The sequence below is a fragment of the Bradyrhizobium sp. HKCCYLS3077 genome, from assembly GCF_051167555.1.
In the GTDB taxonomy this organism is placed as follows: Bacteria; Pseudomonadota; Alphaproteobacteria; order Rhizobiales; family Xanthobacteraceae; genus Bradyrhizobium.
Map to the genome: position 1 here is coordinate 1,050,618 of NZ_JBNPTH010000001.1, position 14,033 is coordinate 1,064,650.

Annotated in this window: 13 protein-coding genes; 11 read left to right on the plus strand and 2 right to left on the minus strand. The window is 65.0% G+C overall.

The window, feature by feature from the left end:
* Positions 1-99: 99 nt before the first annotated feature.
* Positions 100-2,187: a L,D-transpeptidase family protein gene (locus ACQR0Z_RS04640; protein ID WP_434918025.1), complete on the minus strand. Its 2,088-nt coding sequence runs from the start codon at positions 2,185-2,187 to the stop codon at positions 100-102.
* A 384-nt stretch (positions 2,188-2,571) separates the two neighbouring features.
* A complete protein-coding gene (locus tag ACQR0Z_RS04645; RefSeq protein ID WP_434917819.1) occupies positions 2,572-4,068 on the minus strand; it encodes a sigma-54-dependent transcriptional regulator in 1,497 nt (498 codons plus the stop codon).
* A gap of 120 nt (positions 4,069-4,188) precedes the next feature.
* On the opposite strand from ACQR0Z_RS04645, the gene ACQR0Z_RS04650 reads away from it, so the two are divergent.
* The 11 genes from ACQR0Z_RS04650 to ACQR0Z_RS04700 all read left to right on the plus strand — a co-directional run bounded on the left by ACQR0Z_RS04650 (position 4,189) and on the right by ACQR0Z_RS04700 (position 13,903).
* Positions 4,189-6,168 (plus strand): M3 family oligoendopeptidase, encoded by a 1,980-nt coding sequence (locus tag ACQR0Z_RS04650; RefSeq protein WP_434917820.1) that lies wholly within the window; start codon positions 4,189-4,191, stop codon positions 6,166-6,168.
* Between the two features lie 78 nt (positions 6,169-6,246).
* On the plus strand, positions 6,247-6,471 hold the full coding sequence (locus tag ACQR0Z_RS04655) for an AbrB/MazE/SpoVT family DNA-binding domain-containing protein (protein ID WP_006612211.1): 225 nt from the start codon (positions 6,247-6,249) through the stop codon (positions 6,469-6,471).
* Positions 6,468-6,863: a type II toxin-antitoxin system death-on-curing family toxin gene (locus ACQR0Z_RS04660; RefSeq protein ID WP_434861189.1), complete on the plus strand. Its 396-nt coding sequence runs from the start codon at positions 6,468-6,470 to the stop codon at positions 6,861-6,863. Before ACQR0Z_RS04655 ends, ACQR0Z_RS04660 begins: the two co-directional genes overlap by 4 nt.
* Before the next feature lie 106 nt (positions 6,864-6,969).
* On the plus strand, positions 6,970-7,122 hold the full coding sequence (locus tag ACQR0Z_RS04665) for an aa3-type cytochrome c oxidase subunit IV (RefSeq protein WP_009028256.1): 153 nt from the start codon (positions 6,970-6,972) through the stop codon (positions 7,120-7,122).
* A 138-nt stretch (positions 7,123-7,260) separates the two neighbouring features.
* Positions 7,261-8,388: a Re/Si-specific NAD(P)(+) transhydrogenase subunit alpha gene (locus tag ACQR0Z_RS04670; protein WP_434861188.1), complete on the plus strand. Its 1,128-nt coding sequence runs from the start codon at positions 7,261-7,263 to the stop codon at positions 8,386-8,388.
* A 23-nt stretch (positions 8,389-8,411) separates the two neighbouring features.
* Positions 8,412-8,729 carry a proton-translocating transhydrogenase family protein gene (locus ACQR0Z_RS04675; protein WP_006612207.1) on the plus strand — a complete coding sequence of 106 codons (318 nt, stop codon included), beginning with the start codon at positions 8,412-8,414 and terminating at the stop codon, positions 8,727-8,729.
* A gap of 58 nt (positions 8,730-8,787) precedes the next feature.
* Complete coding sequence (locus ACQR0Z_RS04680) at positions 8,788-10,185, plus strand: NAD(P)(+) transhydrogenase (Re/Si-specific) subunit beta (protein ID WP_434861187.1); 1,398 nt, start codon at positions 8,788-8,790, stop codon at positions 10,183-10,185.
* A gap of 18 nt (positions 10,186-10,203) precedes the next feature.
* Positions 10,204-11,004, plus strand: coding sequence for an alpha/beta hydrolase (locus ACQR0Z_RS04685; protein WP_434918026.1), 801 nt, complete (start codon positions 10,204-10,206; stop codon positions 11,002-11,004).
* Positions 11,005-11,101: 97 nt separating this feature from the next.
* Complete coding sequence (locus ACQR0Z_RS04690) at positions 11,102-12,439, plus strand: sodium:proton antiporter (RefSeq protein ID WP_434918027.1); 1,338 nt, start codon at positions 11,102-11,104, stop codon at positions 12,437-12,439.
* Positions 12,440-12,503: 64 nt separating this feature from the next.
* A complete protein-coding gene (locus ACQR0Z_RS04695) occupies positions 12,504-13,601 on the plus strand; it encodes a calcium:proton antiporter (protein ID WP_434861185.1) in 1,098 nt (365 codons plus the stop codon).
* 17 nt (positions 13,602-13,618) lie between these two features.
* On the plus strand, positions 13,619-13,903 hold the full coding sequence (locus ACQR0Z_RS04700; protein WP_434861184.1) for a cupin domain-containing protein: 285 nt from the start codon (positions 13,619-13,621) through the stop codon (positions 13,901-13,903).
* The last annotated feature ends 130 nt before the right edge of the window (positions 13,904-14,033 follow it).

The window sequence follows — 14,033 nt, forward strand, 5'->3', positions numbered from 1 at the left end:
CATTGTGGTTAACCAAAAGCAAAAAACCTCGCCGGTGGCGTCTCCACCGGCGAGGTCTTTGATTTGGAAACCGAATTCAGCTCGCTTCGAGCGCCGGGATCACCGCGTGAAGACGCGACGGGCAGGGCGTCCGACCGGGGCCGGCGGCGTCGGCTGGCTGCCGCCGCCGAACAGCCGCTCGAAGAAGTTCGGACCGGACGAGCCCGACGAGAAGCTGTTGTCGCTGACGTTCACGTTGCTGGGCAGCGGGCCGCGCGGCCGCGCATAGCTCGGCTGGGCGTGGGCGACCACGTTCTCGAGATCCTTGCCGCGGCCGTTCTTCAGGATCGCGATCATCGCCGCGTCACGGCCATAGATGTCCTTGCGGAACTGCAGCTTGCCGGAGTCGTCCACGAATGCGGTCTGGTAGGTGATGTTGACCGGGATCGGCGTCGGGAATTTCAGGTCGATTTCGCTGCGGCCGTACATGCCGCGGATCCGCTCGGGCGTGTAGCGCTCGCCGGGCATGGTGATGTTGAGCAGCACCGAGGCGTACTGATCCGGATACTGCACGCGCATGCAGCCATGGCTGAAGGCGCGCTCGTCCCGGGCGAACAGGTTCTTGTCCGGCGTGTCGTGCTGATAGACCAGGAACTTGTTCGGGAAGTTGAAGCGGATGCGGCCGAGCGCATTGGCCTCGCCCGGCGGCTGCGAAATGTGGATCGAGCCGTCGCGGGCGCGCTCCAGCTTCAGGCCCATGCGATCGAGCACGGTCGGGTCCTGCTGCAGGGCCGGCAGATACTCGTTGTAGATGATGGACGGCGGCACGTTCCAGGTCGGGTTGACCGTGATGAACTTCATCGTCTCGCTGAGCAGCGGCGTGGCGTGCTGGCCCGGCTTGCCGGTGACGACGCGGGTGGTCCACACCTGCGCGCCGTTCTGCATCACCTTCAGCGTGTAGTCGGGGATGTTGAGGATGACATAGGCGTTGCCGATCGCGGGGGCGCCGAGCTCGCGCGGCAGCCAGCGCCAGCGCTCCATGTTCACCAGGATGGTGTCGATCTGCTTGTCGCGCTTCGGCGTGTTGAGGGCCTTGACGGTGCGGTCGTCGAGCACGCCGGTCGGCTTGAGGTCGACGCTTTCCTGGAACTTGCGGACGGCGGCGGCGACCTTGGCGTCATAACGGATGTCGTCGGCGTTCTCGGTCAGGCCGAGCTTGGCGCGCAGCTTCGGCACGCGCGGATCGGACATCTGGGCCTCGGCCTCCGGCGCGTTCTTGCCGCGGGCCGGGGTGTACTTCAGCGGCTCGCCGTCCTCGATGATGACAGGCGCGCCGTCATGGCCGCCGCGCAGCTCGGCGAGCTTGGCCTTCAGCAGCTTGTAGAGCTTGTGCGGCGGGTTGTAGCTGTCCAGCGCCGCGGAGGCATCCTTGGCGGAGGTGACATTGGCCAGCACCTCGTTGGGGTCGATCGGGTGCTCGGGATATTGAATGTCGGCCGAGACCTGCGACCAGTGCATGCGGCCGCTCTGCGCCTGCCGCGCATAGTCCATCATGCTCTCGGTGAGCCGCAGGTCGGCTTCCGCCAGCGCGTCCGGTGCGGACCCGGCGGCCGCGAAATCCGGCACGGGATAGTCGGCAGGGTTGAGTCCGTCGGAGGCCGCATCCTTCAGCCGGGCGATCACGCCCTTGGCGGCGGCCGTCAGATTGCCGCTCTGGGTCCAGATCGGCGCATAGTCGCGGGCGGTATAGAACTTCTCCACCGCGGCCCGTTCGGCTTTCCGGTCGAAATACTTCGTGCCCTTGGTGGCCATCAGGTCGCGCAGCCGGTCGGCGACGGGCTGGTCCGCGGCGGGAACGCTGCTGGCCGCCTTGACCGGTTCCGACGTCACTGCGGGCGCAGGCGCCGTGGCCGTCGCGGGGGCCGCCGTCGGCGGAGAGGCCATCGTCCTGGTGGGCTCGGTGGCCGGCGCCGCGGCCGAATCGACGGGCTTCGTCACAGTCGCGTCGGCGGGTTTGGTCTGGCTGGGCGAAACGGTTGCGGTCGTATCAGCCTTGAAGTCGGCGGCCGTGGGCGGCGGCACATTCGCCGGCTCGGGAAGCGGAACCGCCGCATCGATCGCCAGCTCGGCCGCATTGGCGCGAGGCGTATCGCCCTGAGCGAGAGCCGAGGTCGCGGACACCGCGAGGAAGGTTGCCGCGACAGCCATCAGCACGCGGTCATATCCGCCACGGGTGGTCACACAATCTCGCATCGTCAATCCCTCGGATGATCTGTCCCGTCAGAGACAGGGTCGGTAACAAGGTCGATCTCTGCCCGTCTGTTCCGGCTCGAGCATCGTCGCTGAGAATGGATCACGCCTGCACGCCACGATTCACGCCCAAACGATACTCACGCCCCACTTCTGCGGCCAGCGCCACACGGGACAACTCACGACAAACTGACTCTTGGGAAACCCCGGCCAAACCGATCGTGCGTTTGTGCCATGCGCTTTTTCCTTTGTCTGTCACCGCAAGGCAACGGTTCAGATGTTCCCGTCTTGCCCCGCCGATGCGGCGTTTTTCGGACCGCAGCGGAGCACCAGAATGGTCGTTCAGCCGAGCGGCGGACTCTCTGTCGCAGGTGTCTCGGCATTGGCCTCGTCGAGCTTGCGGTACAAGGTCGAGCGTCCGATTTTGAGACGGCGCGCGACCTCCGACATCTGGCCGCGGTAATGGGCGATGGCAAAGCGGATGATCTCGTGCTCCATCTCCTCGAGCGGACGAACCTCGCCGCTGGCGGTAAGCATGGGAAGAAGACCATGTGAGGGCAGGGGGGCGATGGGCACTTCGCTCGCCGGCACCATCGCGGGCAGCCCGGCTGGGAGCGCGCGCTCGACGGTCAGCGCGGGGGCCGGCTCGACCGGCGGCGCATGTGTCGGAATCAACGGGAAGTCGGCGACGCCGAGCAGGTCGGTCTCGCTCATGACGACAGCGCGATAGACCGCATTTTCGAGCTGGCGGATGTTGCCGGGCCAATCGAGCTTGGTCAGGTAGGCGACCGCGTCGCCGCTGATGCCCGAAACCGGGCGATTCTCCTCGGCGGCGAAACGCGCCAGAAAGTGCCGCAGCAGATGCGGAATGTCCTCGCGGCGCGCGCGCAAGGGCGGAATCGTCAGCGGCAGCACGTGCAGCCGGTAGAACAGGTCCTCGCGGAAATGGCCTTCCTTCACCCGGTCGAGCAGGCGGCGGTTGGTCGCCGAAATGATGCGGACGTCGACCTTGACCGGCTTGCGGCCGCCGACCGCCTCGACGGCGCCCTCCTGCAGCGCGCGCAGGAGCTTCACCTGCGCGGTGAGCGGCAGTTCCGAGACCTCGTCCAGGAAGAGCGTGCCGCCATGGGCCTCGACGAACTTGCCGGTGTGACGCTCGGTCGCGCCGGTGAATGCGCCCTTCTCGTGGCCGAACAGGATCGACTCGACGAGGTTGTCCGGGATCGCGCCGCAATTGACCGCGACGAACGGTTTGGTCTTGCGCTCGCTGGTGCCGTGGATGGCGCGGGCGAACAGCTCCTTGCCGACGCCCGATTCGCCCTCGATCAGCACGGGAATGGACGAGGCCGCGGCCTTCTCGGCGATGCGCAGGATCGGCGCCATCGCCTCGGCGCGGGTGATGATGTCGGCGAATGTCAGCCGTCCCTCGCGGCTATGCCGGATGCGCTGCAATTCGCCCTTCAGCGCCGAGGTGTTGAGCGCATTGCGCAGCGACACCTGCAGCCGCTCGATGCCGACCGGCTTGACGACGAAATCCTGTGCGCCCGCGCGCATGGCCGAGACGACGTTGTCGATGCCGCCATGCGCGGTCTGCACGATCACCGGAATCGAGATGCCCGCCTCGCGCATTTTCGAGAGCACCCCCATGCCGTCGAGGCCGGGCATCACGAGGTCGAGCACGATGGCGTCGATGGGGCCGGCATCGGGATTGGTCAGCTTCTCGATGACGGCGTCGCCGGACTCGACGACGACCGCCTCGTAGCCGCATTTCTGCACCATGTTCTCCACCAGCCGGCGCTGGACCGGATCATCATCGGCAATCAAAATGCTGGCAGCCATGGCTTTCCTTGCACGCTACGACTATCTGTCTCGAATCGGGGCACTCTCGCCGACGCCGATTAACGCAACCTTAAACCTCGCTGATCGGGATAAACGTTCGAACAACAGGTTACCCATCCGATGACCTCGCGCGCCTCTTCCGCTCTTCGCAAGCCGACCAAAGCTGCTCCTCCCTCCAAAGCCGTCAAGGCCAAACTGGCTAACAAGCCGGCCAAGAAGCCTGCTGCAAAAACCTCGAAGCCCGCCGCCGCCAAATCCTTGCGTGGCGCTGCGGCCAAATCGTCTGCCAAGCCGGCGAAGAAGACGGTCGCGGCCAAGACGGGAATCGGGGCGCTGCCCGAATGGAATCTCGGCGATCTCTATATGGGCATCGACGCGCCGGAGATCGCTCACGATCTCGCGAAGATGGATGCCGAATGCGTCGCGTTTGAGACCGACTACAAGGGCAAGATCGCCGAGCATGTCGCGCGCGAAGATGGCGGCGAATGGCTCGCAGAAGCGGTGTGGCGTTACGAGGCGATCGACGATCTCGCCGGGCGGCTCGGCTCGTTCGCGGGTCTCGCGCACGCCGGCGACAGCGTCGATCCGGCGATTTCCAAATTTTACGGCGACATCTCGGAGCGGCTGACGGCTGCGTCGACTCATCTGCTGTTCTTCGCGCTCGAACTCAACCGCATCGATGACGCCGTGATCGCACGCGCGATGGAGACGCCTGCGCTCGGCCACTACCGTCCCTGGATCGAGGATCTGCGCAAGGACAAGCCGTATCAGCTCGAAGACCGTGTCGAGCAGCTGTTCCACGAGAAGTCGCAGACCGGCTATTCCGCCTGGAACCGGCTGTTCGACCAGACCATCGCAGGTCTGCGCTTCCAGGTCGGGGGCAAGGAGCTCGCGATCGAGCCGACCTTGAACTTCCTGCAGGACCGTGACGGTGCCAAGCGCAAGGCGGCCGCCGAAGCGCTGGCCAAGACCTTCAAGGCCAATGAGCGCACTTTCGCGCTGATCACCAACACGCTCGCCAAGGACAAGGACATCTCCGACCGCTGGCGCGGCTTCCAGGACGTCGCCGACTCACGCCATCTCAACAACCGCGTCGAGCGCGAGGTCGTCGACGCACTGGTGGCCTCGGTCCGCGCGGCCTACCCGAAGCTGTCGCATCGTTATTACAAGCTCAAGGCGCGCTGGTTCAAAAAGAAGAAGCTCGCGCATTGGGACCGCAACGCGCCGCTGCCCTTCGCCGCCAATGCCACGATCGCCTGGCCGGAAGCCAAGAACATGGTGCTGACGGCCTATCGCGGCTTCTCGCCGGAGATGGCCGACATCGCGCAGCGCTTCTTCGATCAGAGCTGGATCGACGCACCGGTGCGTCCTGGCAAGGCGCCGGGCGCGTTCTCGCATCCGACCACGCCGTCGGCGCATCCCTATGTGCTGATGAACTACCAGGGCAAGCCGCGCGACGTGATGACGCTCGCGCACGAGCTCGGTCATGGCGTGCACCAGGTGCTCGCCGCCAAGAACGGCGCGCTGATGGCGCCGACGCCGCTGACGCTCGCCGAGACCGCGAGCGTGTTCGGCGAGATGCTGACCTTCAAGCGGCTGCTGTCGGAGACGAAAGACGCCAGGCAGCGCCAGGCGCTGCTCGCCGGCAAGGTCGAGGACATGATCAACACCGTGGTGCGGCAGATCGCGTTCTATTCCTTCGAGCGCGCGGTGCATACCGAGCGCAAGAACGGCGAGTTGACCGCCGAGCGGCTCGGCCAGCTCTGGCTGTCGGTGCAGACCGAGAGCCTCGGCGAGGCGATCGAGATCAAGCCGGGCTACGAGAACTTCTGGATGTACATCCCGCACTTCATCCATTCGCCGTTCTACGTCTACGCCTATGCGTTCGGCGACTGCCTCGTGAACTCGCTCTACGCCGTCTATGAGCACGCCGCCGAAGGGTTTGCGGAGCGCTATCTCGCGATGCTCTCGGCCGGTGGCACCAAGCACTATTCCGAGTTGCTGAAGCCGTTCGGCCTCGATGCCAAGGATCCCAAATTCTGGGACGGCGGCCTGTCGGTCATCGCCGGCATGATCGACGAGCTGGAGGCGATGGGGTAACGACGTAAAACATCTGTTGAACGGAATGAAGAGGTGCGTTATACATTTGTATAACGCGCCTCTTTCCGTGGTCGACCCATGAAGATCGAAATCAAGAAGATCGGCAATTCCGACGGCCTGCTGCTGCCGCGCGAGCTGATGCAGCGGCTCGATCTCAAACGCGGTCAGCAGCTGCACATCGTCGAGTTGCCCGGTGGCGGGTTCCAGGCGCTGCCCTACGATCCGGATTTCGAGCGGACGATGGAGATCGCCGACGAGCTCATGGACGAGTATCGCGACACCCTGGCGGCGCTCGCCAAATGAGCGAGCAACGGGAGCCGCTGTGGATCACGTATGAGCAGGCCATCGCGATCCACGCGCGTCAGCTTCGCCGCTTTGGCGGCGCGCCGGGGCTGCGCGACGAAGGCATGCTGCGCTCGGCTTTGGAGCGGCCCATCAACAAATGGAGCTACGAACAGGCGACGCTGCCCGAGCTTGCCGCGGCTTACGCATTCGGTCTCGCCAAGAACCACGCTTTCGTCGATGGCAACAAGCGCATCGCCTTCATGGCGATGATGACGTTTCTACGCAGAAACGACATCGCGTTTGCGCCCGACCCGGCTCAGGCCACGGCCGTCATCCTCGCCCTCGCCGCCGGCGAGGTCAGCGAGGCCAGCCTGACGCGCTGGATCCGCGATCATTGGCCCGCCCAATAGGGCGATCGGAAAAGTCGATCATGGCGTGTTCCACGGCCGCCGTTGCCCTTGCATCGGCTTTGAGGTATGCGACCTTAACAAAGCATACTTACTCTGGGGGACCCCGATGGCAAACCATGGCGAGATCGCCTACTCGACGGCGGCCGGCAACGACTATCCGGCGCATGAGGCCACCTACGAAGGCTTCATCAAGCTGGTGAAGTACGGCACGATCGGCGTCGCGCTGATCGTCATCTTGATGGCTATTTTCCTCGTTTAAAGTCGCACTGGGCCCGCCGGCATCCCGCCGGCGGGCCTTCAGCTGACTGCCGCAGCCGATCGCTGACCCGGCGTCGCTGGAGCCCATGGACGTCCCGCCCGTTTTTAAGCTCGCGCGCGCATCCGCGCCGGAGGCCTCATGAAGATTGCCGTCGCCAAGGAAATCGACCCGTTGGAGCCGCGGGTCGCGGCCTCTCCCGACACGGTGAAGAAGTTCAAGGCGTTGGGTGCCGAGATCGCGGTCGAGCCCGGCGCAGGCATCAAGTCCGGCCTGCCGGATTCGGAATTCACGGCGGCGGGCGCGACCGTCAGCGCCGATGCGCTCAAGGACGCCGACATCATCATCAAGGTGAAGCGGCCGGAAGCCTCCGAGCTCGCCAGCTACCGCCGCGGTGCCTTGGTGTTCGCGATCATGGACCCCTACGGCAACGACGCCGCGCTGAAGGCGATGGCCGACGCCGGCATCGCGTCCTTCGCCATGGAACTGATGCCGCGCATCACCCGCGCCCAGGTCATGGACGTGCTGTCGAGCCAGGCCAACCTCGCCGGCTACCGTGCCGTCATCGAGGGCGCCGAGGCGTTCGGTCGCGCCTTCCCGATGATGATGACCGCGGCCGGCACGGTGCCGGCGACCAAGGTCTTCGTGATGGGCGTCGGCGTCGCCGGCCTGCAGGCGATCGCCACCGCGCGCCGTCTCGGCGCCATCGTCTCGGCGACCGACGTGCGCCCCGCCACCAAGGAGCAGGTGGAGAGCTTGGGCGCCAAGTTCCTCGCCGTCGAGGACGAGGAGTTCAAGAACGCCCAGACCGCCGGCGGCTATGCCAAGGAGATGTCCAAGGAGTACCAGGCCAAGCAGGCGGCGCTCACGGCGGACCACATCAAGAAGCAGGACGTCATCATCACGACCGCGCTGATCCCCGGCCGTCCGGCGCCGCGTCTCGTCACCATGGAGATGGTGAAGTCGATGCGCCCCGGCTCGGTGCTGGTCGACCTCGCGGTCGAGCGCGGCGGCAACGTCGAAGGCGTCAAGCTCGGCGAGACCGTCGAGATCGACGGCGTCAAGATCATCGGCTTCCCGAACCTTGCCGGCCGCGTGGCGGCCTCGGCGTCCGGACTCTACGCCCGCAACCTTCTCGCCTTCATCGAGACGATGATCGACAAGAAAGAGAAGACGCTGGCGGTGAACTGGGACGACGAGCTGGTCAAGGCCACGGCTTTGACAAAGGACGGCGCCATCATCCACCCGAATTTTCAGCCGAAGGCATAGTTGAAGGTCTGAGGAGCAAAGCCATGGAACATGTCGTCCAAGCCGTCGATCCCTTCGTCTTCCGGCTCTCGATCTTCGTCCTCGCCGTTTTCGTCGGCTATTTCGTGGTGTGGTCGGTGACCCCCGCGCTGCATACGCCGCTGATGTCGGTGACCAACGCGATCTCCTCGGTGATCGTGGTCGGCGCGCTGCTCGCGGTCGGCGTGTCGATGGTGTCGAGCGGCAGCGGTCTGGCGCGTGCGTTCGGCTTTATCGCGCTGATCTTCGCCTGCGTGAACATCTTCGGCGGCTTCCTCGTCACCCAGCGCATGCTGGCGATGTACAAGAAGAAGTCCAAATAACAACGCCGCATAACAACGCCGCGCGACGCGGGATGACAGGCACAACGGGGCATCTGCAATGAACGCCAATCTGTCGGCACTCCTCTATCTCGTGGCGGGTGTGCTGTTCATCCTGTCGCTGCGCGGGCTGTCGAGCCCGGCCACCAGCCGCCAGGGCAATCTGTTCGGCATGATCGGCATGGGGATCGCGGTCCTCACGACGCTGGCCAGCCATCCGCCGGCCGATGCTGTCGCCTGGATCCTGGTGATCCTCGGCGTCGCGATCGGTGGCGGCATCGGCGCGGTCATCGCGCGCCGTGTGCCGATGACGGCGATGCCAGAGCTCGTCGCGGCTTTCCACTCGCTGGTCGGCATGGCCGCCGTGCTGGTCGCCGCAGGCGCGTTCTTCGCGCCGGAAGCCTTCGACATCGGCACGCCCGGCAACATTCATCCGCAGAGCCTGGTCGAGATGTCGCTCGGCGTCGCCATCGGCGCGCTGACCTTCACCGGCTCCGTGATCGCGTTCCTGAAGTTGTCCGCGCGGATGAGCGGCGCCCCGATCATCCTGCCGGCACGCCACCTCATCAACATCGGCCTCGCCGTCGCGCTCGTGTTCTTCGTCGTGCGCCTGGTGCTGACCGGCGGCGGCTTCGACTTCCTGATGGTCACGATCCTGGCGCTGGCGCTCGGCGTGCTGATGATCATCCCGATCGGCGGCGCCGACATGCCGGTCGTGATCTCGATGCTGAACTCGTATTCGGGCTGGGCGGCCGCGGGCATCGGCTTCACGCTCGGCAACTCCGCGCTGATCATCACGGGCGCGCTGGTCGGTTCGTCCGGTGCGATCCTGTCCTACATCATGTGCCACGCGATGAACCGGTCCTTCATCTCGGTCATCCTCGGCGGCTTCGGCGGAGAAACCGCCGCGGCCGGCGGCGCGACGGGCGAGCAGAAGCCGGCCAAGCTCGGCTCGGCCGACGACGCCGCCTTCATCATGAAGAACGCCTCCAAGGTCATCATCGTCCCCGGATACGGCATGGCGGTGGCCCAGGCCCAGCATGCGCTGCGCGAGCTGGCCGACACCTTGAAGAAGGAAGGCGTCGAGGTGAAGTACGCCATTCATCCGGTCGCGGGCCGCATGCCCGGCCACATGAACGTGCTGCTCGCCGAGGCCAACGTCCCCTATGACGAGGTGTTCGAACTCGAGGACATCAACTCCGAGTTCGCCCAGACCGACGTTGCCTTCGTCATCGGCGCCAACGACGTCACCAATCCGGCCGCCGAGGAAGACAAGTCCTCTCCGATCTACGGCATGCCCGTGCTGCAGGTCTGGAAGGCGGGCACCGTGATGTTCATCAAGCGCTCGCTCGCCTCGGGCTATGCCGGCATCGACAATCCGCTGTTCTACCGCGACAACACCATGATGCTGCTCGGCGACGCCAAGAAGATGACCGAGAACATCGTCAAGGGCATGTAGCGCGCCTTGTCAGGAGCCATCACCGGTTTGAAATGGCTCCTGATCGTCCTGGTGGCGATCTACGCCACCGTGCTCGCGGTGCTGTTCGTGCGCCAGCGCGCGATGCTGTTTCCGATCCCGCCGGTCGGCCGCACCGCGCCTGCCGAGGCTGGTTTTCCCCAGGCCGAAGAGCACGTGCTGACCTCCGCCGATGGCGAGAAGGTCATCGTCTGGCACGTGCCTGCGAAGCCCGGCCGCAAGGCCGTGCTCTATTTCCCCGGCAATGGCGATTTCCTCGCCGGCGTGGTCTCGCGCTTCAAGGCGCTGACGGCCGATGGCACGGGCCTCGTTGCACTGTCCTATCGCGGCTATGCGGGCTCGACCGGCAGTCCGAGCGAGCAGGGTCTGCTTCAGGATGCCGCATCCGCCTATGCTTTCACGCGCGAGCGCTACGAGGCAAAACGAATTGTCGTCTGGGGTTTCTCGCTGGGCAGCGGCGTAGCCACGGCGATCGCCGCGGAGCATCCGATCGAGAAGCTCGTTCTCGAAGCGCCATATACGTCCACCGTCGATGTCGCGTCCGAGATGCTGAAAGTGGTTCCGGTCAGTCTGCTGATGCTCGACCGATTCCACTCCGATCAGCGCATCGCCAAGGTCCATGTGCCGCTCCTGATCATGCACGGCGCCAGGGATCCGGGCATTTCGATCCGCTTCGGGGAACGGTTGTTCGCGCTTGCGCATGACCCCAAGCGGTTCGTACGGTTTCCTGATGGCGGCCATAACGATTTGGATCTTTTTGGTGCGACAGAAACGGCAAAAGGCTTCATCGACAGCCCCTAGCTTTCTCCGCGTGAGCAGGCCTGTGCCGCTCCTCGTCATGCTGCTCTGTGCAGTTCTGCCGGTCGATGCGCATGCCGCCGGGTTGAACGGTGCCGCGATGACCTGGCCGTTCGCGCTGCCCTTCGCGGGCTTGCTGCTGTCGATCGCGCTCGGTCCGCTGCTGTTCGCCAAGTTCTGGCATCACCACTACGGCAAGGTCGCCGCGGCATGGGCGCTGACGACCTTGGCGGCCCTGACCTGGCAGGCCGGCCTCGGCGCGGCATTCGCGTCGTTCGTCCACGCCATCCTCGCCGAGTATCTCAGCTTCATCGTGCTGCTGTTCACGCTCTATACCGTCGCAGGCGGCATCCTGGTGACCGGCGACATCAGGGGCACGCCGACCACCAATACGGCCATCCTGGCGCTCGGCACGATCATCGCGAGCTTGGTCGGAACCACCGGCGCCGCGATGATCCTGGTGCGTCCTCTGATCCGCGCCAATCTGGGCCGGCCGCACAATGTGCATGTGCTGGTGTTCTTCATCATCCTCGCGGCCAATGTCGGCGGTGCACTGAGCCCGCTCGGCGATCCGCCGCTGTTCGTCGGCTTCCTGCGCGGCGTCGACTTCTTCTGGACAATGCGCAACATCTGGCTGCAGACCGCGATCGTCGCCGGCCTGCTGCTCGTGATCTTTGCCGCTATCGACATTTGGCGTTTCCGCTCGGAAAAGCCGGTCGCGGACGCATCAGGAAAGAAGGAGCCGGTGCGCGTTCGCGGGCTCGTCAACATCGTTCTGATCGGCGCCATCGTCGTCAACACGCTGGTCTCGGCGAGCTGGAAGCCGGGCATTTCGTTCGACATCGTCGGCACGCATATCGAGTTGCAGAACCTGGTTCGCGACGCGATCCTGGTGGCGATCGCCGGCCTCTCGCTTTGGCTCACGCCGGACGAGCATCGCGAGGCCAACGGCTTCAACTGGGAGCCAATCCGCGAGGTCGCCAAACTGTTCGCGGCGATCTTCACGGCCATCGTTCCAGTCATCGCCATGCTGAATGCCGGCCACGAAGGGGCTTTCGGCTGGCTCCTGAATGCGGTGACCACGCCGTCAGGCGCGCCGCGCGAGGTCGCCTATTTCTGGTTCACCGGGCTGATGTCGGCCTTCCTCGACAATGCGCCGACCTATCTGCTGTTCTTCGAGCTCGCCGGCGGTGACCCCAAGGTGCTGATGGGCGAGCTCTCCGGCACGCTGGCTGCGATCTCGATGGGCGCGGTCTACATGGGCGCGCTGACCTACATCGGCAATGCGCCGAATTTCATGGTCGCGGCGATCGCCAACGAGCGCGGCATCAAGATGCCGAGCTTCTTCGGCTACATGCTGTTTGCGGCCGCCGTCCTGATTCCGCTGTTCGTGTTGTTGACATTGCTGCCGATTCATCCGCTGCTCAGCGCGCACTGACCCGCTCGATGCCGTCGATGACCCGACGATCCGGCGGGCGGGTGCGCAAGCGACGGAGGACGTCATGAGCGTCAAGGGCGCAACACCCGCATCATCGGTGATCTTTCCAGGCCTGGCGGTGGCGCTGGTCGCGGGCGTGACCCTGGCGCATTACGACTTCACGCCCTCGGCGGCGGGTCTGGTGTTCGCGGCCGCGCTGCTCGTCATCCTGTTCGGGACGGTGTTCGCGGCCGTGCATCACGCCGAGGTCATCGCGCATGAGATCGGCGAGCCGTTCGGCACGCTGCTGCTGACGCTCGCGGTCACCGTGATCGAGGTGGCGCTGATCGCGACCATCATGCTCGGCGACAAGGCCGCGCCGGCACTGGCGCGCGACACCGTCTTTGCCGTCGTCATGATCGTCTGCAATGGCCTGGTCGGCGTCTGCGTGTTCATCGGCAGCCTGCGCTATCGCGAGCAGGACGTGCTCGTCTCCGGCGCCAACCTCTATCTCAGCGTCCTGTTCACGATGGCGACCATCACGCTGGTGCTGCCGAATTATACGCTGACCGCGCCCGGCCCGGTGTATTCCGCAGCGCAGCTCGCCTTCGTCAGTGTGGTCACGATCCTGCTCTATGCGATGTTCCTGTACACGCAGACCACGCGCCATCGGGACTATTTCGTCGGCGGCTCGACCGGCTTCAGCGATGACGATGTCCGGCTGCCGCGGTCGAAGCTGATGGTCAGCATCGGGTTGCTGCTGGTGGCGCTGCTCGCGGTCGTGCTGCTCGCCAAGAAATTCTCGCTGGTGGTCGACGCCGGGGTGGCCGCGACCGGCGCGCCACCGGCCGTTGCCGGTGTCCTGGTGGCGCTGCTGATCCTGCTGCCGGAGAGCGTGGCGGCGATCTCGGCTGCGCGCGCCAACGATCTGCAGAAGAGCATCAACCTGGCGCTGGGGTCCTCGCTCGCGACGATCGGCCTGACCATCCCGGCCGTGGCAGTCGCGGCCTATGCGCTCGACAAGCAGCTCGTGCTCGGACTGGACGCGCAGGGGATGGTGCTGCTGGTGCTGACCTTCGTCTTGAGCATGCTGACATTCGGCACTGGACGGACCAACATCCTGTTCGGGCTGGTGCATGTGGTGGTGTTCGCGATATTCCTCTTTCTCCTCTTCGTGCCCTGATTCAGAGAAACACCCGCATGCTCAGCGCCCAGTCCGATGTCCAGGTCGATACGCCCGAAGTCCGCGTCACGGAGTGGCGGCTCGCGCCGGGAAGCGCGACGGGACGCCATGTCCATGGAATGGATTACGTGATCGTTCCTGTCACGGCCGGCGAGATGACGATCGTGGCGCCCTCGGGTGAGCGTTCGAAGGCGCAGCTTGCAGTGGGCAAGTCCTACTTCCGCAAGGCCGGTGTGGAACACGACGTGCTGAACGAGACCAGCTCCGAGATCGTTTTCCTCGAAGTTGAATTGAAGCCGTAACCATTTGTTTACCGGGATGCCGCTGATTGTGGTACCGTAAACCGGCGATCCGGAAGGCTGTGGCTGTCCCAGCGTGGTCTCGGATTGCCGCACGGCTCTGGTCTCAAAGGTTTTCGGGGAAACGACTTTT

Bases quoted from the DNA above. Each gene is read 5' to 3' on its own strand.
- ACQR0Z_RS04640 (WP_434918025.1), bottom strand. From the start codon at position 2,187: ATGGCTGTCGCGGCAACCTTCCTCGCGGTGTCCGCGACCTCGGCTCTC.
- ACQR0Z_RS04645 (WP_434917819.1), bottom strand. From the start codon at position 4,068: ATGGCTGCCAGCATTTTGATTGCCGATGATGATCCGGTCCAGCGCCGG.
- ACQR0Z_RS04650 (WP_434917820.1), top strand. From the start codon at position 4,189: ATGACCTCGCGCGCCTCTTCCGCTCTTCGCAAGCCGACCAAAGCTGCT.
- ACQR0Z_RS04655 (WP_006612211.1), top strand. From the start codon at position 6,247: ATGAAGATCGAAATCAAGAAGATCGGCAATTCCGACGGCCTGCTGCTG.
- ACQR0Z_RS04660 (WP_434861189.1), top strand. From the start codon at position 6,468: ATGAGCGAGCAACGGGAGCCGCTGTGGATCACGTATGAGCAGGCCATC.
- ACQR0Z_RS04665 (WP_009028256.1), top strand. From the start codon at position 6,970: ATGGCAAACCATGGCGAGATCGCCTACTCGACGGCGGCCGGCAACGAC.
- ACQR0Z_RS04670 (WP_434861188.1), top strand. From the start codon at position 7,261: ATGAAGATTGCCGTCGCCAAGGAAATCGACCCGTTGGAGCCGCGGGTC.
- ACQR0Z_RS04675 (WP_006612207.1), top strand. From the start codon at position 8,412: ATGGAACATGTCGTCCAAGCCGTCGATCCCTTCGTCTTCCGGCTCTCG.
- ACQR0Z_RS04680 (WP_434861187.1), top strand. From the start codon at position 8,788: ATGAACGCCAATCTGTCGGCACTCCTCTATCTCGTGGCGGGTGTGCTG.
- ACQR0Z_RS04690 (WP_434918027.1), top strand. From the start codon at position 11,102: ATGACCTGGCCGTTCGCGCTGCCCTTCGCGGGCTTGCTGCTGTCGATC.
- ACQR0Z_RS04695 (WP_434861185.1), top strand. From the start codon at position 12,504: ATGAGCGTCAAGGGCGCAACACCCGCATCATCGGTGATCTTTCCAGGC.
- ACQR0Z_RS04700 (WP_434861184.1), top strand. From the start codon at position 13,619: ATGCTCAGCGCCCAGTCCGATGTCCAGGTCGATACGCCCGAAGTCCGC.